Below are 24,478 nucleotides of genomic sequence, written 5' to 3'. Positions count from 1 at the left end.
TTGCAATTCCTCCCGATTTATCGGGAGGTGCCCACAGGGCGGGGTGTTTTATAAGATTGAGGGAAACCAGACCAATTAACGACTGTTTCTGCCACTTAAACCTGATAGAAACGGAAATACTTTTTTTAGCAGAACCTTAAATGGGCTGTCATGCTGAGGCACGAAGCAGCTGCATATGATGAAACAGATGCTTCGTGCCTCAGCATGACAAGCGATTAAAAAAGATTGAAGTGAATAGCAGGACTGAACATAAATAGAATTACTGAAATTGCTTTTCAAAAAAAATTAATTAGTGAAATCACATTAATCTGTGTAATCAAATGAATAAAAAAATAGCCATAATTGGTAGCGGAAATATCGGTTTATCTTTAGCAAAAGGCTTGGTAAAAGCCGATTTCGCTAAGGCAGGCGACATTACGCTTACCCGAAGAAACATCGACCATTTAAAATCTTTCGCAGATGCTGGATTTGTAGTGAGCAACAACAATAAACAGGCAGTTGCGGATGCGGATGTTGTGATTCTTGCTGTTTTGCCCCAACAGCTAAACACGGTTTTGGATGAAATTAATGCATCCATAGATTCGGCTAAACATTTGGTTATTTCGGTAATTTCTGGTGTAAGCTGCGCTGCGGTTCGCGAGAAACTGGGAGATGATGTGGAGGTGATTCGCGTAATGCCAAATACTGCAATAGCTATCGGGCAATCGATGACTTGTATGGCCAGCGATAATGCTTCGACAGAAAACATTGCCGATGTGACCAAAATGTTTGAAACGGTTGGTTCTGTTGTGAAAATAAACGAAGACTTGATGACTTCAGCTACTGCGCTTTGTGCTTGCGGAATTGCATTCTTTTTGAGGGCAATCAGAGCGGCATCGCAAGGTGGTGTAGAAATTGGATTTCATGCTGATGAAGCGCTTAAAATGGCAGTTCAAACGGCAAAGGGAGCAGCCGATTTACTTTTATTACATGGCACTCACCCAGAATCAGAAATAGATAAAGTAACTTCGCCGAAAGGTTGTACCATTGCTGGTTTAAACGAAATGGAGCATAATGGTTTTAGTTCGTCGTTAATAAAAGGGATTAAATTATCGGCTTTAAAAGCAGGAAATTTATACACAAAAGAAAGTTAAAAGTTATAAGGTTGAGGGTTTTGGCTCGATATCTTGATACTAACTACTCGATACTATGTTATTAGAAAATATACAAAAAGAAAGTCTGGATTTGTTGCGACAGTTAATTCGCATTCAGTCTTTTAGTAAAGAAGAAGACAGAACCGCGAATTTAATTGCTCAGTTTTTGGAGGAAAGAGGCATTAAAACGCAGCGTAAAATGAACAATGTTTGGGCCTACAACAAGCATTTCGATGCGAGTAAACCTAGTGTGTTGTTGAATTCGCATCACGATACGGTTAAGCCAAATTCCGGTTACACCCGCGACCCATACGACGCCGCTATTGAGGGTGATAAATTATTTGGCTTGGGAAGTAATGATGCCGGTGGTTGCTTAGTTTCGTTAATCGGTACGTTTTTGTATTATTACGAACAAGAGAATTTAAAATATAACATCTGTTTGGCAGCAACCGCTGAAGAAGAAATCTCAGGAAATAATGGTTTAGAGCTGGTATTGCCAGATTTAGGAGAATTAGAATTCGGAATCGTTGGTGAGCCGACTGAAATGAATTTAGCCATCGCTGAACGTGGTTTGTTGGTACTCGACTGCGTTTCTCATGGAAAAGCTGGTCACGCGGCAAGAGAAGAGGGCGAAAACGCAATTTACAAAGCATTGAAAGATATTGAATGGTTCAGGAGTTATCAATTCCTAAAAGTATCAGATGTTTTTGGTCCGCTGAAAATGACAGTTACGATTATCAATGCAGGCTCTCAACACAATGTTGTGCCGGCAAATTGCACTTTTACGGTTGATGTTCGCGTTACTGATGCTTACACCAATGAAGAAGTTTTAGAAATTATCCGTGCCAATGTAGATTGTGATGTTACGCCTCGCTCTATTCGTCTAAAACCATCATCAATTGATAAAAATCATCCGGTTGTTCAGGCAGGAGTTGCATTAGGCAAAACCACTTATGGTTCGCCAACTACATCAGACCAAGCTTTATTGGATATTCCATCGGTAAAATGTGGACCAGGTTTTTCTGGTCGCTCGCACATGGCCGATGAATTTTTATACGTTAGAGAAGTGGCTGAGGGCGTGGAGGGATATGTAAATATGTTGAAACCAGTAATACAATAAATCCGTCATTGCGAGGCACGAAGCAATCTTAATGCTGAGGAATCGTAAGGTATTTTTAATTATACAAAAAGGGGATTGCTTCGTGCCTCGCAATGACGAAGTTTGATTATGAAGATTTGGCAAAAAAATATAGATGTAAATAAATTCGTAGAAACGTTTACCGTTGGTAAAGACCGCGAACTGGATTTACAGATGGCAAAATTTGATGTATTGGGCTCTTTGGCTCACACTCAAATGTTAGAAACCATTAACTTGCTTACTGCTGATGAATTAAAAACAGTTCAGGAGGAGCTTAAAAATATTTACGCTGAAATCGAAGCTGGAAACTTCACTATTGAAGATTCTGTTGAAGACGTACATTCTCAGGTAGAATGGTTGTTAACTCAGCGTATTGGAGAGGCTGGTAAAAAAATTCATAGCGGTCGTTCTCGTAACGACCAGGTTTTAGTTGATTTGAAATTATTCTTTAGGGCTTGTATTGAAGATATGGTCAATCAAACTTCAACTTTGTTTAATTTATTAATTGAGTTGAGCAATACCCATAAGGATAAATTGATGCCGGGATACACGCACCTGCAAATTGCAATGCCATCATCTTTTGGTTTATGGTTTGGCGCTTATGCCGAAAGCCTTGCCGATGACATGGAACTGATGCTGGCAGCCTGGAAAATCACCAATAAAAATCCATTGGGTTCTGCTGCGGGTTACGGTTCGTCATTTCCACTAAATAGAACCTTAACAACGGAATTATTAGGTTTTGAAAGCTTAAATTATAACGTGGTTTATGCTCAAATGGGTCGTGGTAAAACAGAAAGAATTTTAGCGCAAGCGATGAGTGCTGTTGCTGCAACCTTAGCCAAAATGGCGATGGATGTTTGTTTGTTCATTAACCAGAACTTCGGTTTTATCAGTTTTCCGGCAGAATTAACTACAGGTTCGAGCATTATGCCGCATAAAAAGAATCCTGATGTTTTTGAGTTGATTCGCTCACGTTGCAATAAAATTCAGGCTTTGCCAAACGAAATTGCGATAATGATAACCAATCTTCCATCAGGCTATCACCGCGATTTGCAGTTGCTGAAAGAAAATCTTTTTCCTGCAATTACATCATTAAATGAATGCCTCGAAATTGCCACTTTTATGTTTCAGAACATCACTATTAAAGATGATATTTTGAAAGATAAAAAATATGATTATCTGTTTAGCGTTGAGGTGGTTAATGATTTAGCTTTGCAAGGCGTTCCGTTTAGAGAGGCTTATAAAATTGTTGGTGAACAGATAGAAAATGGTACTTTTGCACCATCGGGCCAAATACATCACACACACGAGGGAAGCATCGGCAACCTTTGTAACGAGCAAATTTCTGCAGGAATGCAAGGTGTTTTGTCTCAATTTGGTTTTGAAAAAGTGAATAAAGCAATAGAGGATTTGGTTAAATAAATTTTGCTAATTTTGTAATTATGACAACTTTAACAATTGAAATTAAGGATAAAGATGCTGGATTCGTAAAAGAATTCCTTAGCAAAATAGGTGCTAAAGTTAAAGCTGAACCAACAAGTCAAATTACTTCAGAAATTGCTCAAGCGCTGAGGGAAATTAAAGAGATGCAAGAGGGTAAGCGTAAAACGCTAACATTAGACGATATTTAATGGCTAATAGAATAGCCTATTCGGAGACATTTATTAGAAAAGCAAAGGTCTATAAAAAGAAACATCTGTCTATTGTTGATGAACTTCGTGAGCTCGAAACGCATTTAATTACAAATCCTTTACAAGGGAACGATTTAGGTTCCGGTTTATTCAAAATTAGATTAGCGGTAAAAAGTAAGGGAAAGGGTAAAAGTGGCGGCTATCGTGTTATCACTTATCTAGTTTCAAATCACGAAGAGGGATTTGTTATAAATATGCTAACCATTTATGATAAATCAGAAGAGAATAGTATCGATAAAAAGGTGCTATTGCAAATTATCCGGTCGCTTTAAGATACAAGTGTCTTTAAATGAAAATCGCAGATAAAACATATTTTGAACAGTATCATTCTTTGATTGGCAAGGATTTAGAAAATCTCGTCAATAAATTTGACCTTACTGAACAAAATGGAGATTTGGGCTACCAAACTCAGGCATCTGCGGTATATTCTTCAAATATTGAGGGAAATACAATTGATTTAAATTCATTTATGAACCTTGGTTTTTCTGAAGAAAAGTTTAAACCAACCAAAGAGGTTCAAGAAATCGAGGATTTGATTTCGGCATATAAATTAGCTCAAGAAACAAATCTCGATGAAAAGAATTTTTTAAAAAGCCATAAAATTTTAGCAAAGCAGTTAGTTATTGCAAGCTTAAGAGGTAAATATAGAAATGATAAAGTTGGCGTTTTTGGTCAATCAGGATTGGTTTACTTAGCTGTTGAGGCAGAATTGGTGGCGGAAACTATGAAAGCGTTCTTCAAAGAAATAAATCATTTACTTTCTTTAGACATCACTATTGAGGAAACATTTTATTTTGCCTCATTAATTCATTTGCGTTTTGCACATATTCATCCATTTAGAGATGGAAACGGTAGAGCAGCCAGGTTGCTTGAAAAATGGTTTTTAGCTAAAAAAATGGGAATCGATTTTTGGAAAATTCCATCAGAGAAATATTACAAGGAACATCAGCCTGAGTATTACAATAGTATTAATTTAGGCGTTAATTTTTACGAACTAAACTACGATAACTGCTTGGCATTTCTAAAAATGTTGCCAAATAGTTTAAAGTAGAATTTAAAATAATAATATGAAAGTTTCAGTATTAGCCAGTGCATTAATTGGCTCGGAAATTATAAAAATTGGTAACGAGGTTAACGAAATGAAGCGTAAAGGCGCATCAATCGCTAACTTAACCATTGGTGATTTTGATTCGAACATTTATCCAATTCCAACAGAACTAAAAGCTGGGATTGTAGATGCTTACAATGCAAATCAAACCAACTATCCACCTGCAGATGGCGTTTTACAGTTAAGAGAAACTGTTTCTGAATTATTGAAAGATAGATTCGGTTTGGAATATAATACCAATAGTATTTTGGTTTCAGGCGGCTCTCGTCCGTTAATTTATGCTACTTATTTGGCATTAATCGACCCCGGAGATACCGTAGTTTTTCCTGCGCCATCATGGAACAATAACCATTATTGCCATTTAACTTCTGCAAAAGCAATTGCAGTAGAGACGGATGCAGCGCATAATTTTATGCCGACTGCAGCGCAATTGAAACCGCACTTAAAAGGGGCTACTTTGTTGGCTTTGTGTTCGCCATTAAATCCAACGGGAACCATGTTCGATGCAGATTCCTTAGCTGAAATCTGCGATGTGGTTTTAGAAGAAAATGCATCTCGTGGAGCTGATGAAAAACCCCTTTATTTAATGTACGACCAGATTTATTCGCTTTTAACTTTTGGTAAAGCGCATGTAAATCCAGTTTCATTACGTCCTGCAATGCGTGAGTTTACTGTTTTTGTAGATGGTAGTTCTAAGTGTTTAGCAGCGACAGGTGTACGTGTGGGTTGGGGTTTTGGTCCTGAGGATATTCTAAACAGAATGAAAGCTTTGGTAGGGCACATGGGTGCCTGGGCACCTAAAGCCGAACAAGTTGCCATGTCTAATTATTTTAATGATAAAGCACAGGTTGATACTTTCTTAACCAGTTTCAAAGGTCAAATTCAAGATAGCTTAAACGCACTTTACAATGGCTTTAATGAATTGAAAGGCGAGGGTTTTAATGTTGATGCAGTAGAGCCAATGGGCGCAATCTACCTAACCATAAAAATCGATTATATTGGAAAAACGACTGAAGACGGTCAGGTTTTAAAAGACAGCGCAGATGTGAATTTCTATCTGATTAAAGAAGCCGGAGCAGCATTAGTGCCTTTCTCTGCTTTCGGAAATGAGCACAGTATGCCTTGGTTTAGGGCGTCGGTTGGCGCTTGTACATTGCAAGATATTAAAGATATGCTGCCAAGAATTAAAACTGCTTTAAGTAAGTTGAAGTAAAAAAAATCTGAACACCCATTCAAACAATTATTTGACTTGGGTGTTCAAATAAAAATCTCATTTTACGCTTTTCATGGAACAAAGATATACGCCTCAAGGCTACGCTTCGCCGTCAGCTATTCTCATTACCATTGCTATAGGTATTTTAGCATCATTGGTTTTGCCCATACTCTATATTATTCTGGGCCAATTGATCCCTAACATCTGGTTTATCGCCATTATCGCTTTTCTATTAGGCATGGGCTTAGGTTTTTTTATCGATCTGGGTGTTAAGATTGGCAAGATAAGAAATAAGAAAATTGCTGTTATAATTGCGGTTTTTTGTGGACTACTGGCTTTTTATATTCAATGGGTATTTTTTGATACTATAATTTACAGTAGAAAAGGTTTCACTTTTAATCTTAGCTCAACAGATATGAAAATATTAGTTGATGATTTCTTTTTCCTTTTTACACATCCAAATATACTCTTTCAGGAAATTGTTAATCTTAACGAAGTTGGATCTTTTAGCATAAAGGGTACAGGTAATGTAAGTGGACTACTGTTATGGGTAATTTGGGCAGGAGAATTCATCGTTATTCTTGGTGGAATCATATTTGCCGTTTTAAATGGCCAGGTTATTAAGCCATATTCTGAAATAAACGATCAATGGATGACAAAACGTAAATTCCTTAATCGTATTCCAGTGGTCGAAAACAAGGAATTGCTTTTAAGCGAACTGAATAATCGAAATTTCACAGTTTTAAATGATCAGCCCTCATTGGATAACGAAACCAATTATGCGGAAGTAATTGTTTTTGAATCAGCAGGCGACCAAACAAAATATATCAGTATATTAAATGTGACCAACCCAACAGGGAAAGCAAAAGATAAAAAAGTGAAAAATGTTGTTACATTTTATCCGCTTCAAAATGCTAATATTTGACGCATATATAGCTAACATCATTGCTTAATAAAATTTATATTCGTATTTTAGATAAAATTGATTTAAATGGAAACTTATCTTGTACATCCCGATAAAATTCAAGAAAAGGCATTAAAGGCATTTCTTGAAGCTTTGGAAGTTCCCTATGAAATAAAAAAAAATAATATATTGCCAGAACAGGTTGTGTCGGGGATAAGAAAAGGCCAAGCTGATATTGAACAAGGAAAAAGTATGTCTTTGGATGAGTTTAAAGTAAAAATATCATCCATTTAATGGGTTTACCTGTTATATTATCAGAAACAGCATATCTAACTTTTGAATCTATCTGTTCTCAAATACAGGAAAGATTGGGAAATAAAGCACTTAACGATTTCAAAAGAAATACAATCAAAACCTTAGAGTTAATTTCTAACTCACCTTAACTTTTTAAAGAAACGGAGTTTGATTCAAATATTAGGCAGGGATTAATTAAAAAACTTTCATCAGTATTTTATGAAGTTAAATCTGACAAGATTGAAATTCTTTTCTTTTGGGATAACAGGCAAGAACCAATGTTTTACTAATTAGAAATTAAATCTCTTCAAATTATTCGAAGAGATTTAATTTTGGATGTAAGATTTGATCGTAGTTAATGTGGAGGCTATTAACTGATCACAAATTATTCAAACTAATCTTCGCGACTTCCATCATCTGCCATTCGCACCATTTTAGGTTCGAAATTAGCGATAACATCAACCAATTCAGTTTGTGCAGACATCACTTTATGGATATCCTTATAAGCCATTGGTGCTTCATCCAAACCAGCACCAATCAGGGTTACATTATGATCTTTTAAAATCGCTTTCATTTCTGATTTCGTAATCGATTGAATGGCTTTCGTACGACTCATTTGTCTGCCTGCACCGTGTGATGCCGAATTGATAGCACTTGTTTCACCTTTTCCTCGAACCAAAAACCCTGGTGCAGTCATGCTTCCTGGAATAATTCCCATCACACCATTTCCAGCTGGCGTAGCACCCTTTCTGTGAACGATAACTTCTTCTCCATCAAGCATTTCTTTCCAAGCGAAATTATGGTGGTTTTCTACTTTCGCTAAAACCTTTGCGCCAATCGCTTTGGTTAGTCGTTTATGAATCACCTCATGGCAAGCAGAAGCATAATCGCCAGCTAAGTTCATGGCAATCCAATATTCTTGTCCCTCCGCAGAGTTTAAATCGAGATATGCCAAATTCAACGCCTCTTTCGGAAGTTTACAAATATCTTTAGCCAATTTGGTATAGTGCCCGGCGATGGTAGCGCCAAAACCACGAGAACCTGAATGTGTTAATAAAGCCACATAACGCCCTTTATCAATATTCAGAATTTCATCTCGCTCTGCGAAATCGATAACTCCCCACTCCACAAAATGGTTTCCGCCGCCCGAGGTACCCAATTGTGCCCAGGCTTTTCCGTGTAAATTTTTAAGGAAAGGTGTCGAATTGAAGTCCTCGTTTTCTAAAACCTCGTGGTCGGCTTTTTCATCTCCCTTAAAATTCTGACCAGCGCCAAACTTGGTAAAAGCAATTAATTCGCGTTTGTACATCGCATCTTTTCCGAAGTAATGTTTTTCCGGGATATCGAAAATACTCAAAGCCATTCGGCAACCAATATCTACACCAACGCCATAAGGAATAATGGCATTTCGGGTAGCTAAGACACCACCGATTGGCAAACCATAACCTTGATGTGCATCGGGCATCAATGCTCCAGCAACCGAAATGGGCAGTTTCATCGCAATATCCATTTGGTTTCTGGCGCCATCCTCAATGTAATCAGCACCGAAAATGGTATAATCCTTGGCATTTTTAACCAACTCGATTGTACCATCCGATTTAGGATTTGCCTCTTCAATAATCGCTGTCGCCAAAGCACTCAATATTTCATCATCCAAAAAACTTTCTGGATAATCTTTTACTTTTTTAAATAGGACTAATAACTCTTTCTCTTCAATATCTGGGAAATTATCTTTCAAGATATCTAAAGCCAAGCCTAATATTTTCCCCTCGGAATAACCTATTTCTTTTAGGTCTTTTCCTGTTATGTCGTTTTTCATTATTTAATCTTTAATAGGCATAAAGTGTAGCCCTCATTTCCACAAGTATCGATTCGATAAGCTGAGCATCTGGTTTTTCAGGCAACTTACTTTCTGCTGACTCTTGTTCAATTTTTAGCATTAATTCTTCTGCCATTTTTAATACCTCATCATAATCCAATTCGCCTCTTTTTATCGATAACAACTCATCTCGGTTTTTCCGTTTTACATTTAATTTTCCGTCACGAACAATTTCAAGAGCAACTTGTAAAAGTCTAATGGTATGCATCATGTTTTTGGCGTCATAATCTTTACCATGACTTTTATTTAAGCTATATCGGTCTTCGTTTCGTTTTTCTACCCATTCCCAATACTCGCTGTATTCTTTGCAGTATGATGAATAACTATCCTGATTGAAAAACAAATACGATATCTCTTTTTCTCCATTCGGTATAGATGATACAGAAACATCATTTGAGTTTTCTTTATGTGCGATTCCCTTATAGCCACATTTGTTTTCCTCATCATAAAATAAAGCATATAAGTTTTTAGCATTTGGGATTTTCGAAATCCCACAATTTGCTTGTAAAATATGCCGTTTTTTGAGCCAATTTTTAGCTTTAACTGATGAATAATTTTCGGTAATGAAACAAAAATCCAATACTGTTTTTCTAGTTTTGGGCATCGGATTTAAAATTTTCTTATTCAATCCTTTTGCTTTTCTTATCTGAGTTAACGCATAACCACCAAATGTATCTTTACACAATTTAGATAAGACCATTTCAAGTTTGAGCTTTTCCATTATCGGGTGCTTAAATAAAATGCAATCTTCAGGTGTGGCTAAAATCTCAACAATATTGGGATTGTTTTTTATCAATAGCTCAACAAATCGACCAATTTCAAAGTAAACTTCATCATTACTTTCGTTGTTGATTTGCGGGATATATTTCAAGCCAAAAAACATGTCTTTTGGCATGTAATAAATTCCCTTGATGTCAGTATCTGATTGAGGTGTATCTAATCCGTAAGCCTTGCTGCCACTTAAACATTCAAACAACAGCAAGTTTTTATCCTTTAAATCTTTAATTGTCATAACGGCTTATTGTATTTCTAAAGAAAATATCTAGCTTTTCAAGATCAAAGCTTTCTTTTGGTAAGTCTTTAGCGCCATTACCGCAAAGTTCAAATTGCTCATTAATATATGTTTTCAGCTCGGCATTGATTTTTATAATAAACCCCTCTGCAGAAGTAGATTTTAAATCAATTAAATCTTTAACTATTGTCTGTAATTTTTCAGGCATCAAAGTTAATAATGGACTTATCGTCATTGGAGCTATCGTGCCCTTTTCTAAACACCACTTTGCTGAAAGCAAAGGACGAAGTATGTAGAAAAGCTTTTTTATTTTGATTTCATCATCATTAATTATCGTTTCCAAAGCACCGTGAGCAATACCCAGATAATGGTTTATGTTGTTTTTCTGATAGAAATATGATTGGCAAAGTTGCCATAAATCGTCTCTGAATTTTTCTTTCTCTCTATAGATTATTGGCGACTGCAGCCATTCGAAAGGGGTAGTGTTTGATTTCCTGATAAGTTTTAACACTTTCCTAATGTCCCAGCCATAAATATCCAATTCCTCATTTATAGGAAAACGCAATTGGTCATCCTTATCTAAAACAGAAAGATAGTAATTGAGTGGCCTAACGTAAATAAACCGAACATCATAATCACTATCAGGCGATGGAAATTCCCATCCTCTACTTCCAGACTCGCAAGCAAATAGTATTGTTATATCGTTTGCCTTTTCTATTTCTTCAAGCTTTTTAATTATCGTTGTTTTCATTTTTCTCTAACTAATCCTCGGCCGGCATCATTCACCTAGCCGAGGGGGTTTCTAAATTTAATTTATTTTTTAATTAATGAGGCTATTGGCGAAAAATGTGTTGTTTCTAATTTGGACGAAGTAACATTTTTCAACGGCACTCATTTTTTAGGAGTGTAAAATTTTAAGAGCAATACTGGAAAGTGAGTATTTACTAGCAGGATTCGAACCTGCACTATATTCAACCAATCGAAGTAACACTTACCAACGGCATCTTAAATTTTTAACAGAAACAAAGGCAATAAAGGTTTTGGGGCATGTCTTGCCGGAGTCGAACCGGATAATCTTGCTGGTTTTACAACTTCATTATTCCTCCCCTTAATTTGCGACGAAGTAACCCTTATTTACGGCATTCTGTTTTGTGTTTAGTAAGGCGAAACTCAAGAAAAGACCTTTCCCCATGTTTTTTAATTAAACTATTCCGAATTAATCGGAAGTTGGATTTTAACCAACATCCTGGGCGTGAATCGAAGTAACTCTTCTTTACGGCACTCATCTAATATTTTCATTCTTTTATAAAGCAAGGTAAATTACGAAAGAGACTATTTTCCTGCTCTAACCATTGAGCTACTCTAATTAAAGAGGTAGGACTCGAACCTACAACCAGGGCATCCCAATTGCGAAGTAACTCTTCTCTACGACACTTGCTTATTTATCAATATTTTTATTTAATATCCCACAGCCAATTTACTGTGGGATGGGTTTATATTTCAATCTGACTGATTTTCTCTAATGCAGAAACTGCATTTTCCATACCCGAAAGTATATCGAAAATTTTATCAGACCAACCAGCCAATAAATAAACATCATTTTGTCTAACATCTATCGGTAGGGTTTTGTAGCCTGCCAAATTGAACAAATACAGCTTTGCATTTGGTGCTATGTTTTTGTAACTCTTCCACGATTTAGCAAAAGAATTGTCTGTGTAACTGTTATCCCACATTTGGGTATCCGTGAATATCATTACTTTATCAACCACTGCTCTTCGACGAAGTAAATCATCAATTACCAAGTAACCATTTGTCGCATAACCAACTTCACCCTCGCGTCTGTAATATTCCATTACGTTCGCTAAAACATTTCGTTTAGGCATGTTGATTACTTTATAGCTATCGCCAAACATTCCAGTTGTTACGTTTTTGCATTGCGATTGCATTAACATCGCAAGCATTAAACCAATATCATAAAGTAATACCGTGCTTTTTGCTGATACTGGTTTTTGCATCGAGCCCGAAACATCACAAGCAATAACTACTGAAGTATCGAAACCAAAACCTTTTATGTTCTTTGCACTACACATTACAGCGTCTTCCAAAGCACCTAATATTACCGAGGTAAAACTCGATTTTGCTGATTTTAACTCTCTGTAAGCAGAAAGAAATCTAAATGGAAGTTGTTTCGAATTTAAAACTGCTTTTTCATTGCTTAAATAAGAACAAACCATTTCTATATGTCTGGCAGAAACGTTTGCATCCAAAATGTTTCGAAGATTTCTCATCAAAGCCATATAGCCAACTTTCTTGCTTTCGATTAACGCTTCCCATTTTCTGGTAAAGGCAAAAGATTTTGCATGTTCATTTTCAAATTTCGTTTTACCCAATTCAGAAAGTTCAGTTTCCCATGTGTATGGTGTTGTCAAATTATCTGATGCGATTTTATTGAAAATCTCTTGTTGCAAACCATCTTTAGCTTTTGGGTGTACCAAAAACAAAGCATCTTTTAGTTTTACATCAGTGTTTCTATTGTATTTTGCAAATTGGTATTCATCAAACCTATTGAAAGAATCAACCAAACCTTTCTGAATTTGCTTCGAAAGTTTATTTAACTTTTTTGTTCCTTTTCTTTCATTGGCAATTTGATAATAGGCTAACAATTCCGTTATTTCATCAGCTCTTAAAACCACTTTGCTAACGGTTTTGCTTACAATCGAATCGCCAGAAATTCTTTTCGCCAATTCTACCGACAATACCATTGGCACCGACCTCAAGTTCATTTCAGTACGGGCATAAATGGCTAACCTGGCAACAAATGTTGGATCACACTTTGCGATTAGTTCCTTAATTCTGTTTAACCTAGTATTGCCAGATTCATAAAAGGAATCATTCAATCCTGTTGTTACCACGGCAGCATACAACTCCAACTCGGGAGTCATGGTGTATGCTTTTGCATTTTCATGATTTGTAGTAATCTGTTTTCTTGTGTTAAAAAAATTGAATTTCATAATCGCTAAGTTTATTGTTTAACATTTCTGCCAGATTTAAATATTTGCTATCGTTCTGACATTACAAAGATGCCACTACGACTACGCGACAGATTTGCGCAGTAAAAAATAATTCTGATATTCTTTATTATTTATTTGATAATCAATCAAATAAAATTTAAAATATCGACAAATTAGTTTCTATCTATACTAATTGCGCAATTGTATTGCGTAGTTATTGAGGACTTTTCTATATTTAGATGAGCTAAATCGTCAGATTTTTAGCTGAAATCTAAATTCATTCAAATGGCCGTAAATAAACTAGCACTAATTCGATACAAAACCATTGATGATTGTCTGAAAAATCGATTCCGTAAATGGACCTTGGAAGATATCATAGAAAAGGTTTCAGCAACACTTTATGAGTTAGAGGGAATAACTTCTGGCGTAAGCAAACGAACCATTCAGGCGGATATTCAATTGATGAGAAGCGATAAACTGGGTTATAATGCGCCAATTGTGGTTCAGGATAAACGCTTTTATGCTTATGAAAACCCGAGCTTTAGCATTACAAAAGCACCAATAAATAACGCTGATGTAGATAAAATGAAAGAAATTGTAGGCGTACTTAAACAGTTCAACGCCTTTAATTATTTCGATGAAATGAGCGATATGATTGCCCGTTTGGAAAATAACCTATACAAATCGACTAAACAAAGCGGTAATAATATTCAGCTGGAAAGCAATAAATTGGTTAAGGGTTTAGAATGTATTCCACCTTTATATCAAGCGGTTTTAAACAAACGGTCGCTGTTAATTGAGTATAAATCGTTCAAAGCACAACAAGCGCAACAGGGAATTTACTATCCATATCTGCTGAAGGAATACAGAAACCGATGGTTTTTAATCTGCAAGGCAAAAAAGCGTCCGGGAATTTTAAACCTCGCTTTAGATAGAATTGTTGAGTTTCAAGAGTTACCAAACGAAGAATTTGTAAGTTATCAAGGCATAGATTTCGATCGCTACTATGATGATTTGATCGGCGTTACCAAAAATGAAAGAGATAGAGCACAAAAGGTGATTTTGGAATTTACAAACGACCATGCCCCTTATGTGGTTACCAAACCTTTACATTCCTCTCAAGTGGTATTGAGTAAGAATGAAAAAACGACTACCTTTAGGATAGATGTTGTTTTAAATTACGAATTAGAAAGAGAAATTTTGGGTTTCGGGGAATGTGTAAAAGTGCTGTCACCAAGGTTGCTGATTTCGAAAATAAAACGGCGATTAGAACAAACATTTAAACAGTACGAGGCTAAAGAGGAGCCACCGATTCCTCAAAAATTTATAACCAAATAGTAAAGAAATGCTTAAACTTAAATTAATCCCTATTATTTTATTGCTTGCCTCGATGGGGAGTTTTGCACAACAAGCAACTCCGCAATGGCGCCCGACTTATCATTTTACAGCTCCATCAAATTGGCTAAACGACCCTAATGGATTAATTTATCTCAATGGCGAATTTCAACTTTACTATCAATATAATCCTTTCGAAAATAAGTGGGGCCACATGAGTTGGGGCCATGCAACCAGTAAAGATTTGGTTAATTGGAAACATCTTCCGGTGGCAATTCCAGAAAAAATAACGAAAGATACAACGACCATGATTTTCTCGGGGTCTGCTGTTTTAGATAAAAATAATGTAAGTGGATTGGGCAAAGGCAAAGCACCAATTTTGGCATTTTACACCGCCGATTTACCCAAGCAACACATTGAATCGCAATATTTAGCTTACAGCAATGATGGAGGATTGACTTTTACCAACTATGCCAAAAATCCTATTATCGATTTAAATAAAAAGGATTTTCGCGACCCTAATGTTTGGTGGCATGAGGCTTCGAAACAATGGATTATGACGGTTGCAATGGTTGATGAGCATCAAGCCAGGTTTTACGGTTCTACTAATTTAAAGGATTGGACAATGCTGAGCGATTTCGGCAAACAAGGAAACCAAGGAAGTGGTTGGGAATGCCCGTTTATAATTCCTTTGGCTGTTGATGGAAATAAAAGCAATACCAAATGGGTGTTAGTAATTTCCTTATTCGGACCAAAAGGACCAACTATGCAATATTTTGTCGGCGATTTTGATGGTAAAACTTTCAAAAATGATAATGATGAAAAGTTGACTTTGTTAGTAGATGATGGCGATTCTTTTTACGCTGGAATTCCGTGGAACGATGCCCCAAAAAACCAAAGAATTTTATTAGGCTGGTTACAGCCTGGCGGAAACGAAACTTTTCCATGGAAAGGACAAATGTCGATCCCAAGAGATTTATCATTAAAAACAACTGTCGATGGTGTGAGGTTATTTCAGCAACCAACAAGCATCATAAGTGATAAACTAACGAAGCATTCAGATGGAAAATTATCAACTAAAAACAACATTGCTTTAAACGGGGAAACCGTATTGGGTCCGACATTGAATTCATATTGGATTGATGCAGAATTTTCAGTTAATGATGCCAAAAATGTTGGGTTTAAAATCGCTCAGTTAAAAGATGATAAAGGAATCATCATTAAAGAAATCGAAATTGGTTATGATGTGACCAAGAAACAACTTTATGTAGATTGTTCACGCTCAGAAAAAGGAATTAAAAACGATAAGAACATTATGCAAACAGCCAATGTGAATCCTATTAACGGTAAAATTAAACTGCAGGTTTTATTAGATAAATCTTCTCTGGAGGTTTTTGGAAATGGTGGCGAAAAGGTAATTACCACAATGGTTTTTCCTGATGAAAAAGCGACTGGATTCTCTGCTTTCTCAATCGGTGGAAAAGCAGTTTTGAATAATCTTAAAGTTTGGGATTTGAGTAAAGGGAAATGAGAGATTGAGTGAATTTTAAATGAAAGAGTATAGCAACCATTCAATCATTCAAAATTCACTCATTTAAAACTAGCTTTTAAACTCGCTCGTTTTATGGAAATCGATATCAGGATAATCCTGTTTAGTTAAATTAATCATGTATTCACTATCGGCCAAATAAACAGGATTTGCCTCTTTATCGAAACCAATATGCTGCTGTTTACGTTTCACAAACTCATCCAATTTTTTTCTGTCAGCAGAAGTTACCCAGCTCGAACGCGTGTAACTCAACGTACGGAAACGACATTTAGCGCCATATTCATGTTCTAAACGGAAGTTAATTACCTCGAATTGAAGTTCACCAACAGCACCGATAACCTTTCTATTTCCTGGCTGCATCACAAATAATTGCGCCACACCCTCATCAGTTAATTGTTCTATACCTTTTTCCAATTGTTTAGTTCGCATTGGGTCCATGTTTTCTACTTCTTTAAAAATAGATGGCGAGAAACTTGGAATTCCTTTAAACTGCAGTTTTTCGCCCTCGGTCAAAGTATCGCCGATTTTAAAGTTGCCACTATCGTACAAACCAACCACATCGCCAGGCCAAGCTTCTTCAACAATACTTTTCTCGTTTGCCATGAAATCCATTGGGTTCGAGAATTTCAGTTTCTTGTCCTGACGGGTATGGTAATAGAATTTATTGCGCTCAAATTTACCCGAGCAGATTCTTAAAAATGCGATTCTATCACGGTGTTTTGGGTCTAAATTGGCGTGGATTTTAAATACAAAACCACTGAAGTTTTTCTCCTCAACCAACACATCACGCTCTTCAGCCTCACGGTGTCGCGGACTTGGCGCAATGTCGATAAACGTATCCAAAAGTTCCTTAATACCGAAATTATTAATGGCGCTACCAAAGAATACTGGCGCTAATAAACCCTCGTTATAAAGTTCCTTATCAATTTGGCCGTAAACACCCTCAACGAGTTCTAAATCGTCCTTTAAATTGCTAATTTCTTTTTCTTTTAAGAAGTTAGTCAGGTTATCATCATCTAAATCTTCAACGGCAATTACCGAGTTTGAAATTTTGGTTTTATCTGGTTGAAAAAGATTTAAATGTTTGTTATAAATGCTATAAACACCCTTAAATGTGTGCCCCAAGCCAATTGGCCAAGAAAGCGGACATAAACTGATATTCAGTTTTTCCTCAATTTCATCCAATAAATCGAAAGCTTCCTTACCCTCGCGATCCATTTTGTTAACGAAAATAATCACTGGCGTGTTCCGCATACGGCAAACCGACATCAGTTTTTCCGTCTGTTCCTCAACACCTTTTACACAGTCGACCACCAAAATTACGCTATCCACAGCCGATAAAGTTCGGTAAGTATCTTCGGCGAAATCCTTGTGACCAGGCGTATCCAAAATGTTTATGCGCTTGCCACTGTACTCAAAACCCATTACCGAAGTTGCCACCGAGATACCACGTTGTTTCTCAATTTCCATAAAATCGGAAGTATTGCTTTGGTTCGCCTTGTTCCGTTTTACCGCACCAGCCGTGTTTATGGCACCACCAAAAAGCAGGAATTTTTCCGTCAAAGTGGTCTTGCCCGCATCGGGGTGACTAATAATGGCAAAGGTTTTACGTTTTTCTATTTCAGGGTTAAGCATAATAAAATTTTGGGTAAAAAATGGCGATGAAATGGAGTTAAAGGAATTTAACTGCGATAAGAAGTGTATATTTTTGTTTCATCAGGCTGCAAAGATAAGAAAATTGGTTAACTGTTTGAGCTCGTTAATTTTTTAATCTTTAATAGGGTTATGCCACTATCCTGCTAATCCTAAAATCTTGAGAATCATGTTTAGAAAAGCAATTGCAGTAATTCTTTGGTAAAAGAAGTCCCGCCATTCATTACAATCTTTTTTAAACTTCTGTCATGCTGAGGCACGAAGCATCTGTTTCATCGGATGCAGATGCTTCGTGCCTCAGCATGACAGTATATTCAGGGTTGCTGCAATAAAAAAAGTATTTCCATTTCTGTCGGGTTTAAACAACTTCTTTAGTAGTTCTTGGGCAATATTTAACCACCCCTTGCCCCTCCTAAATTAGGAGGGGAGTAGTGTCTACTATTTCAAATTTGTGCCAGTTTTGAAGTTTATGCTTTTAACCAAACGGCAACTTCCGTCTAAATTTTATATTGGCACTGTATAGCTCCCCGCCTTATTTTCAAGGAGGGGCAAGGGGTGGTTTTTTAGCCAAAAGCAAAAATCCTTTTGTTAAATAAACCTGATGGCAGCGAGCATCCCGATATTTCATCGGGATAAAGCGCACAGCAGGACTACCATTCCCGATGAAAAACTGAACATTCATTTCCAATTACTTAATGAAGCTAACTGAAAATTATTAACTGAAAATTAAAAATCATACCTATTCTTGTGCTAAAATTGTTAGCTTTAATTATCCCGCCAAACTAAAGCAACCTAAAATCTTATTGCCGATGCCACAAATAGAGGAAACTTCTATGGCCGCAGAAATTGCAGCCAAGTTTATCAATTACACTTCGAAACACGTTTTTTTAACAGGAAAAGCAGGAACAGGTAAAACTACTTTCTTGCGAAAACTGATAAAATTGACACACAAAAAAGCTGTGATTTGTGCACCGACAGGCATTGCGGCAATCAATGCGTCTGGGGTTACCATTCACTCACTTTTTCAGTTGCCATTCGGTGCTTTTTTCCCAGATGCGGCAGGGAATATCATGAATCAGAACATCACGTTTAACTTCAATACGCCTCGTACCATTGTGAAGCACATGAATATGCAGGGCAATAAACGCAGGATGTTGCAGGAATTGGAACTGTTGGTTATTGATGAAGTGAGTATGCTGCGGGCCGATATGCTCGACGCGATTGATTTTGCTTTGCGATATATTCGTAGAAATAGAAATGTGCCTTTTGGTGGGGTTCAGGTGCTATTTATCGGCGATTTACATCAGTTGCCACCCGTAGTAAAAAATGATGAATGGCGGGTAATGGCTGGTTTTTACAAGAGCATTTATTTCTTTGATGCTTTGGCTTTGCAGAATAATCCACCAATTTATATTGAGTTGGATAAAATTTATCGTCAGGATGATTCGGTTTTTATTGATTTGCTGAATAACCTGCGAAATAACAAAATCACACCCGAGGATACGGCATTACTACGCCAGCATTTTAAACAAGATTTTAAACCATCAACTGACGAAAATTATATTACGTTAACCACGCATAACAATAAGGCTGACAGTATCAACCGAGAAAGATTGACACAGCTTAAAACCAAATCGTACTTTTTCGATGCAAAGGTTACGGGCGAATTTAATGAGTACGCATACCCGAACGAGAAAAGTTTAGAGCTGAAAGTGGGTGCACAAGTGATGTTCATTAAAAACGACATGACTGCCGAAAAGCGTTATTACAATGGTAAAATCGGGGTTGTTCATCACATAGCAAAAGATGTTATCGAAATCGAACTACCAGAAGAACGTACCGTGATTTCGGTTTCGCCTTTTACTTGGGAAAACGTAAAGTACAAACTGAATGAGGCAACGAACGAAATTGCAGAAAACGTAGCGGGTTCTTTTGTTCAATATCCGATAAAATTGGCTTGGGCAATTACGGTGCATAAAAGTCAGGGTTTAACTTTTGATAAGGCCATTATTGATGTTGGCGATGCCTTTGCACCTGGTCAGGCTTATGTGGCGCTTTCGCGTTTACGCTCGCTAAAAGGTTTGGTTTTAACTTCTCATTTGCGTGAAAGTGGTTTGCAACAAGACCAAAATATCCACTATTTTTCCAGTACAAAACAACCTGCTGAAGTTTTAACCGAACAGATTAGTGTGGAGAGTTACGACTTCATCAGAACTTATTTATTGGCTGCTTTCGATTTGAATTTAATTAGATATTACATTAAAGAGCATCTGCAAACTTTTGATAAAAGTGAGAAATCGACAAAACAGCACTATGATAATTGGACGATGGAATTGTATGCTGATTTTCAGAAAATTACGGCTACGGCTGATACTTTTATAAATCAACTAAAAGGACTATTTGCTGAGAAAACGGGACATACTTTTTTTAATGTTTCTAAGCGTGTAGAGGCGGCTTTGAAATATTTTAATCCGCTGGTTAAAGGTGTTTCTGATAAATTTTTAATTCAAATTGAGGCCGTAAAAGAAGAGAAAGGTATAAAAACTTACCTCACAGAGCTGCTTGAATTAGAGATTTTGGTTTACGAGCAGCTGAAGAAAATGCATAAAAGCAAAGCCTTGTTACTTGCCATTATCGACGGGAAAGAATTCAGCAAAGCCGATACCGATGCACTGTTAAATGTATCGGAACGGAACGAGCAATTGCAAAAAGCGATTCAGTTGAAAGGGCAGGTTTTGAAAGTAAAATCGGCTGTGGAGAAGAAAAAGAAAGAACCAAAGGTCGATACTAAGCTAATCAGTTTTGAACTTTACGAACAAGGAAAAACACTTGAGGAAATTGCAAAAGAACGTGGTTTTTCGGTTACTACAATTGAGGGGCATTTAGCTTATTATGTTTCGACCCAACAGATTGATGTTACTAAATTGGTTAAGCCTAATAAAATCAGAAATATTAGCGATGCGGTTGAGAGCCAAAAAACAAAATCGATGGCGACAATTCGGGAGTTTTTAGGTAAGGATTATTCATTTGGCGAGATTAAGCTGGTGTTGGCGTCGCTCTTTCCATCGGAGGAGTAGGGCATTAATTTAACCATATAAGACATATAAGAACATATTAGCCATGATGGATAAAGAGTATTTAAAAACGCTGATTTATAAAATTAATGGTGCCGCAATTGAAGTTCATAAAGCACTTGGTCCAGGTTTGTTGGAAAGTGTGTATCACAAATGCTTGAAGCACGAATTGAAGCTAAGAGGAATAAATTTTAAATCTGAAATGTTGGTGCCAGTTTATTATAAAGATATTTTGGTTGATGCAGAATTGTGGTGTGATTTATTTGTTGAAGAAAGTATTGTTGTTGAACTTAAAGCAGTTGAGAAAGTATTGCCAATTCATGAGGCACAAATTTTGACTTATATGAAGCTTTTGGAAGTACCAATGGGATTAATTATTAATTTCAATTGCCTTAATATTTATGAAAGCGGTCAGAAAACATATGTAAATGATTTATATAGATTTTTACATTAATTTTTAAAGTTCAAACCTTAAATGTTCTTATATGTCTTATATGGTTGAAATATTTTAGCAATTCCTTATCTTAGCATGCGTGAAGAAAGTTGATTTATTAGCGCAATACATGCCAGAACCTGCAGCACCGCTAATTGCAAAGTGGATAGATTATTTTCAATGCGAATTTAAAATCGCTAAAACCCGTTCTACCAAACTTGGCGATTACCGCCACCCTTACCGCGATAAAGGACATCGGATTTCAGTAAATTTTAATTTAAATAATTACGCTTTTCTGGTTACAACCGTACATGAGTTTGCCCACCTGTTAACCTGGAACGATTTCAAAAACAAAGTAAAACCACATGGTTTGGAGTGGAAAAAGAACTTCCAGAGAATGATGGTTCCTTTTTTCGATATGAATATTTTTCCAGCGGATATTCATACAGCGATTGATAATTACATGTCGAATCCTGCGGCTTCAAGCTGTTCTGATTTACATTTATCCCGAGCATTAAAAAAATATGATTCTGATAAAGTAGAAACCTTGCACCTGGAACAACTTCCGACAAATACTATTTTCAAAATAAAAGATGGTCGCCGCTTTACCAAAGGCGAACGGATTAGAAAACGTTATCGTTGTGTTTGTTTGGATGATAAAAGGATTTATCTTTTTAATCCTTTGGCAGAGGTTTTTGTGGTAGAATAGGTTTACCAATATCAAATATTAAACTAATTGATTAACTTTAGGTTATGGAACAAATTTTCGACCGCATTTATATTGATAGTGATATTTGTAATGGAAAACCTATTATTAGAGGGAAAAGGATTACTGTACAATCCATCATGGAGTTTTTATCTGCAGGAGAAACGACGGAAGAAATCTTAAAACAATACCCATCCTTGGAAGCAGAAGATATTACAGCATGCATGCGTTATGCTACCGAATTAATGAATCATAGCTTTATCATTAAACAGGCTGTTGCTTAATGGATTGCGAATTTCTAATCGACGTTAATCTTTCTCGATTTGGAATAGTTCAAAATACATTCATCAATTTGATTTAGGAGATGAATGGACAGACTCGCAGATATGGAAATATGCCAAAGAGAATAATCTGACTATCATCACAAAGGATAGTGATTTTTCATCAAGAATTCTCTTGCATACCCCACCACCAAAGGTAATTCATGTTAAACTGGGCAATATGAAAATGTCTCCATTTTATGAAACCCTCAAGAATTTATGGCCAGAAATCATTCAATTAAATCAAGATTATAAATTGGTTAATGTGTTTGTAGATAGAATTGAGGGAATAATGTAGTTACACAAACTCAAACTTATCTCCATCAAATAAACCCTTATCGCTCAGCTTTAAATGCGGAATAACCAATAAGGCCATAAAAGAAAGCGTCATAAACGGAGCGACCAAAGTAGAGCCCAATTCTTTCGCAAATTTATCGATAGAAGTGTAGCTTTCGGCAACTTTATAACCATTTTCATTACTCATTAAACCAGCTACGGGTAATGGTAAAATTTCTTCTTTTCCATTTCCCAAAGCAACCACACCTCCAGTTTCCTTAATCACTAAGTTAACGGCATCGCAAATGCTTTTGTCATCAACACCAACCGCAATAATGTTGTGGCTATCGTGAGCAACACTCGACGCTATTGAGCCAGTTTTTAAGCCGAAATTTTTAACGAATGAAACTGCAATTGGTGCATCGTGATAGCGGTTAACCACAACCATTTTCAATACATCATTTTCTAAATCACTGATAATATTTCCATTTGAAACTTTTGGCTTTGCAGCAAGTCTGTTTGTAATTAATTGACCATCCAAAGCCTCAATAACAGGAATTTCTTCTTGTTTTGTAAAAGCATATACAAAGTCTTCAACCTTTTTAAAACTGCAATCGAAGTAATTAACAGACTCTTTTTCTTTTGAATGTTTAACCCAATCGCCAATCATTTTGCCATTTTCAGCAAGCAAAATTCCATCGATATAAGTTTGTTTGACCTTGAAGTTTTTCAAGTCTTCAATCACAATAAAATCAGCATAATCTCCAATTTGCATTTGACCAACATCCAATTTATAATGAAGAATTGGATTGATACAAGCTGCTTGAAGAACATTAAAAACATCGATTCCTTTTGCAACTGCTCTGGCGCAGAGTGCGTTAATATGACTTTCAACTAAGCTATCGGGGTGTTTATCATCACTGCAAAACATCATCATTTCTGACCAATCGTTTAGCAAATCAATAAGCGCCTCGAAATTTTTGGCTGCACTTCCCTCACGGATAAGAATTTTCATTCCACGTTGTAGTTTATCCAAAGCTTCTTCTGAAGTAAAACATTCATGGTCGGTAGAAATTCCTGCGTTGATATATTGTTGAACAGCATCACCACGTAAACCTGGCGCATGACCATCGACTGGTTTACCCAAATCATGTGCAGCAGCAATCTTTTTTAAAACCTCCACATCTTTATAAAGCACACCTGGGAAATTCATCATCTCACTGAGGTATTTTATTTCAGGACGCTCCAAAAGTGCTTTCACATCATCGTGATTTAACTCTGCCCCAGCGGTTTCAAAAATTGTTGCAGGAACACAACTTGGAGCGCCGAAGTTAAACTTGAAAGGGACGGTTTTGCCATTCTCAATCATAAATTCTACACCCCGCATACCACAAACGTTTGCAATTTCGTGCGGGTCGCTGATGGTAGAAACCGTTCCATGAATGACTGCTAACCTTGCGAATTCGCTAGGAATTAACATGCTGCTTTCAATATGAACGTGGCTATCAATAAAGCCTGGGAGGATAAAATGAGCATCAATTTTAGTTTCAGAAAGTTTATTTAAAGATTTTATTTTCCCATCTTCCACCTCAACTTCACCAAAGAAAATATTTCGCTTTGTAATATCAACTATGTTCCCCTCAATTTTAAAATTGCTCATTCGGTGTTTTTATGAATTGGCCGCGGAAACACGGATTGACACGGAGTTAAAAAATATTTTCCGTGATTTCTGTGTCTCCTTGGCAAAAG

General features: G+C 36.6%; 22 protein-coding genes. 16 read left to right on the top strand and 6 right to left on the bottom strand.

All coding sequences use genetic code 11. The annotated features are described in order from the left end of the window. Nucleotides 1-320: 320 nt before the first annotated feature. The 9 genes from proC (at nt 321) to EZ449_RS00935 (ending at nt 7,481) form a co-directional block, all read left to right on the top strand. A complete protein-coding gene (gene proC, locus EZ449_RS00975) occupies nt 321-1,133 on the top strand; it encodes a pyrroline-5-carboxylate reductase (protein WP_131556086.1) in 813 nt (270 codons plus the stop codon). A gap of 55 nt (nt 1,134-1,188) precedes the next feature. Next, nucleotides 1,189-2,253, top strand: a complete 1,065-nt coding sequence (locus tag EZ449_RS00970) for a M20 family metallo-hydrolase (protein ID WP_131556085.1) — start codon at nt 1,189-1,191, stop codon at nt 2,251-2,253. Between the two features lie 108 nt (nt 2,254-2,361). Further along, on the top strand, nt 2,362-3,693 hold the full coding sequence (argH, locus tag EZ449_RS00965) for an argininosuccinate lyase (RefSeq protein ID WP_131556084.1): 1,332 nt from the start codon (nt 2,362-2,364) through the stop codon (nt 3,691-3,693). Nucleotides 3,694-3,713: 20 nt separating this feature from the next. Continuing rightward, entirely contained in the window at nt 3,714-3,902 is a 189-nt protein-coding gene (locus tag EZ449_RS00960) for a hypothetical protein (RefSeq protein ID WP_131556083.1), read from the top strand. Then, nucleotides 3,902-4,234: a type II toxin-antitoxin system RelE/ParE family toxin gene (locus EZ449_RS00955; protein ID WP_131556082.1), complete on the top strand. Its 333-nt coding sequence runs from the start codon at nt 3,902-3,904 to the stop codon at nt 4,232-4,234. Before EZ449_RS00960 ends, EZ449_RS00955 begins: the two co-directional genes overlap by 1 nt. Before the next feature lie 17 nt (nt 4,235-4,251). Beyond that, nucleotides 4,252-5,013, top strand: a complete 762-nt coding sequence (locus EZ449_RS00950; RefSeq protein ID WP_131556081.1) for a Fic family protein — start codon at nt 4,252-4,254, stop codon at nt 5,011-5,013. A gap of 16 nt (nt 5,014-5,029) precedes the next feature. Next, complete coding sequence (locus EZ449_RS00945; protein ID WP_131556080.1) at nt 5,030-6,283, top strand: pyridoxal phosphate-dependent aminotransferase; 1,254 nt, start codon at nt 5,030-5,032, stop codon at nt 6,281-6,283. A gap of 73 nt (nt 6,284-6,356) precedes the next feature. After that, nucleotides 6,357-7,208: a hypothetical protein gene (locus EZ449_RS00940; protein ID WP_131556079.1), complete on the top strand. Its 852-nt coding sequence runs from the start codon at nt 6,357-6,359 to the stop codon at nt 7,206-7,208. 66 nt (nt 7,209-7,274) lie between these two features. Beyond that, nucleotides 7,275-7,481: a DUF2683 family protein gene (locus EZ449_RS00935; protein ID WP_131556078.1), complete on the top strand. Its 207-nt coding sequence runs from the start codon at nt 7,275-7,277 to the stop codon at nt 7,479-7,481. A 394-nt stretch (nt 7,482-7,875) separates the two neighbouring features. Here the strand turns inward: EZ449_RS00935 and EZ449_RS00930 are convergent, their stop codons facing one another. The 4 genes from EZ449_RS00930 to EZ449_RS00915 form a co-directional block, all read right to left on the bottom strand. Beyond that, nucleotides 7,876-9,300: an RtcB family protein gene (locus EZ449_RS00930; protein WP_131556077.1), complete on the bottom strand. Its 1,425-nt coding sequence runs from the start codon at nt 9,298-9,300 to the stop codon at nt 7,876-7,878. Nucleotides 9,301-9,310: 10 nt separating this feature from the next. Continuing rightward, complete coding sequence (locus EZ449_RS00925) at nt 9,311-10,372, bottom strand: DNA polymerase beta superfamily protein (RefSeq protein ID WP_131556076.1); 1,062 nt, start codon at nt 10,370-10,372, stop codon at nt 9,311-9,313. Continuing rightward, complete coding sequence (locus tag EZ449_RS00920) at nt 10,362-11,123, bottom strand: nucleotidyltransferase domain-containing protein (RefSeq protein WP_131556075.1); 762 nt, start codon at nt 11,121-11,123, stop codon at nt 10,362-10,364. The genes EZ449_RS00925 and EZ449_RS00920 overlap by 11 nt, the downstream gene beginning before the upstream one ends. A 742-nt stretch (nt 11,124-11,865) precedes the next feature. After that, nucleotides 11,866-13,383, bottom strand: coding sequence for a TROVE domain-containing protein (locus tag EZ449_RS00915; protein WP_131556074.1), 1,518 nt, complete (start codon nt 13,381-13,383; stop codon nt 11,866-11,868). Between the two features lie 285 nt (nt 13,384-13,668). On the opposite strand from EZ449_RS00915, the gene EZ449_RS00910 reads away from it, so the two are divergent. Together EZ449_RS00910 and EZ449_RS00905 are read left to right on the top strand one after the other, a co-directional pair. Beyond that, entirely contained in the window at nt 13,669-14,721 is a 1,053-nt protein-coding gene (locus tag EZ449_RS00910; protein WP_131556073.1) for a helix-turn-helix transcriptional regulator, read from the top strand. 7 nt (nt 14,722-14,728) lie between these two features. Next, a complete protein-coding gene (locus EZ449_RS00905) occupies nt 14,729-16,249 on the top strand; it encodes a glycoside hydrolase family 32 protein (RefSeq protein WP_131556072.1) in 1,521 nt (506 codons plus the stop codon). Nucleotides 16,250-16,318: 69 nt separating this feature from the next. Here the strand turns inward: EZ449_RS00905 and EZ449_RS00900 are convergent, their stop codons facing one another. Continuing rightward, entirely contained in the window at nt 16,319-17,902 is a 1,584-nt protein-coding gene (locus tag EZ449_RS00900) for a peptide chain release factor 3 (protein WP_131556071.1), read from the bottom strand. Between the two features lie 827 nt (nt 17,903-18,729). Between EZ449_RS00900 and EZ449_RS23370 the strand changes: the two genes are divergently transcribed. From EZ449_RS23370 to EZ449_RS23425, 5 genes are all read left to right on the top strand, one after another. Beyond that, a complete protein-coding gene (locus EZ449_RS23370; protein WP_205942916.1) occupies nt 18,730-20,997 on the top strand; it encodes a helix-turn-helix domain-containing protein in 2,268 nt (755 codons plus the stop codon). Nucleotides 20,998-21,040: 43 nt separating this feature from the next. Further along, on the top strand, nt 21,041-21,448 hold the full coding sequence (locus tag EZ449_RS00890) for a GxxExxY protein (protein WP_131556070.1): 408 nt from the start codon (nt 21,041-21,043) through the stop codon (nt 21,446-21,448). Nucleotides 21,449-21,527: 79 nt separating this feature from the next. After that, nucleotides 21,528-22,136, top strand: coding sequence for a SprT-like domain-containing protein (locus tag EZ449_RS00885; RefSeq protein ID WP_225872188.1), 609 nt, complete (start codon nt 21,528-21,530; stop codon nt 22,134-22,136). 44 nt (nt 22,137-22,180) lie between these two features. Beyond that, a complete protein-coding gene (locus tag EZ449_RS00880) occupies nt 22,181-22,417 on the top strand; it encodes a DUF433 domain-containing protein (protein WP_131556069.1) in 237 nt (78 codons plus the stop codon). Between the two features lie 37 nt (nt 22,418-22,454). Further along, nucleotides 22,455-22,751 (top strand): DUF5615 family PIN-like protein, encoded by a 297-nt coding sequence (locus EZ449_RS23425; RefSeq protein ID WP_205942926.1) that lies wholly within the window; start codon nt 22,455-22,457, stop codon nt 22,749-22,751. Here the strand turns inward: EZ449_RS23425 and ade are convergent, their stop codons facing one another. After that, nucleotides 22,752-24,389 (bottom strand): adenine deaminase, encoded by a 1,638-nt coding sequence (gene ade / locus EZ449_RS00870; RefSeq protein ID WP_131556068.1) that lies wholly within the window; start codon nt 24,387-24,389, stop codon nt 22,752-22,754. It lies immediately after the preceding gene. Nucleotides 24,390-24,478: the final 89 nt, after the last annotated feature.

Source organism: Pedobacter frigidisoli (assembly GCF_004331675.1).
Classification (GTDB): domain Bacteria; phylum Bacteroidota; class Bacteroidia; order Sphingobacteriales; family Sphingobacteriaceae; genus Pedobacter; species Pedobacter frigidisoli.
Note: the sequence above shows the minus strand (reverse complement) of the source record. Positions and strands in the feature narration are given on the sequence as shown.

What these genes read in the sequence shown, in the direction of transcription:
- ade (WP_131556068.1), bottom strand. Translation starts at nt 24,389, where the DNA reads ATGAGCAATTTTAAAATTGAGGGGAACATAGTTGATATTACAAAGCGA.
- EZ449_RS00915 (WP_131556074.1), bottom strand. Translation starts at nt 13,383, where the DNA reads ATGAAATTCAATTTTTTTAACACAAGAAAACAGATTACTACAAATCAT.
- EZ449_RS00945 (WP_131556080.1), top strand. Translation starts at nt 5,030, where the DNA reads ATGAAAGTTTCAGTATTAGCCAGTGCATTAATTGGCTCGGAAATTATA.
- EZ449_RS00970 (WP_131556085.1), top strand. Translation starts at nt 1,189, where the DNA reads ATGTTATTAGAAAATATACAAAAAGAAAGTCTGGATTTGTTGCGACAG.
- proC (WP_131556086.1), top strand. Translation starts at nt 321, where the DNA reads ATGAATAAAAAAATAGCCATAATTGGTAGCGGAAATATCGGTTTATCT.
- EZ449_RS00960 (WP_131556083.1), top strand. Translation starts at nt 3,714, where the DNA reads ATGACAACTTTAACAATTGAAATTAAGGATAAAGATGCTGGATTCGTA.
- EZ449_RS00880 (WP_131556069.1), top strand. Translation starts at nt 22,181, where the DNA reads ATGGAACAAATTTTCGACCGCATTTATATTGATAGTGATATTTGTAAT.
- EZ449_RS23370 (WP_205942916.1), top strand. Translation starts at nt 18,730, where the DNA reads ATGCCACAAATAGAGGAAACTTCTATGGCCGCAGAAATTGCAGCCAAG.
- EZ449_RS00920 (WP_131556075.1), bottom strand. Translation starts at nt 11,123, where the DNA reads ATGAAAACAACGATAATTAAAAAGCTTGAAGAAATAGAAAAGGCAAAC.
- EZ449_RS00950 (WP_131556081.1), top strand. Translation starts at nt 4,252, where the DNA reads ATGAAAATCGCAGATAAAACATATTTTGAACAGTATCATTCTTTGATT.
- EZ449_RS00905 (WP_131556072.1), top strand. Translation starts at nt 14,729, where the DNA reads ATGCTTAAACTTAAATTAATCCCTATTATTTTATTGCTTGCCTCGATG.
- EZ449_RS00910 (WP_131556073.1), top strand. Translation starts at nt 13,669, where the DNA reads ATGGCCGTAAATAAACTAGCACTAATTCGATACAAAACCATTGATGAT.
- EZ449_RS00940 (WP_131556079.1), top strand. Translation starts at nt 6,357, where the DNA reads ATGGAACAAAGATATACGCCTCAAGGCTACGCTTCGCCGTCAGCTATT.
- EZ449_RS00930 (WP_131556077.1), bottom strand. Translation starts at nt 9,300, where the DNA reads ATGAAAAACGACATAACAGGAAAAGACCTAAAAGAAATAGGTTATTCC.
- EZ449_RS00925 (WP_131556076.1), bottom strand. Translation starts at nt 10,372, where the DNA reads ATGACAATTAAAGATTTAAAGGATAAAAACTTGCTGTTGTTTGAATGT.
- EZ449_RS00955 (WP_131556082.1), top strand. Translation starts at nt 3,902, where the DNA reads ATGGCTAATAGAATAGCCTATTCGGAGACATTTATTAGAAAAGCAAAG.
- EZ449_RS00935 (WP_131556078.1), top strand. Translation starts at nt 7,275, where the DNA reads ATGGAAACTTATCTTGTACATCCCGATAAAATTCAAGAAAAGGCATTA.
- argH (WP_131556084.1), top strand. Translation starts at nt 2,362, where the DNA reads ATGAAGATTTGGCAAAAAAATATAGATGTAAATAAATTCGTAGAAACG.
- EZ449_RS00890 (WP_131556070.1), top strand. Translation starts at nt 21,041, where the DNA reads ATGATGGATAAAGAGTATTTAAAAACGCTGATTTATAAAATTAATGGT.
- EZ449_RS00900 (WP_131556071.1), bottom strand. Translation starts at nt 17,902, where the DNA reads ATGCTTAACCCTGAAATAGAAAAACGTAAAACCTTTGCCATTATTAGT.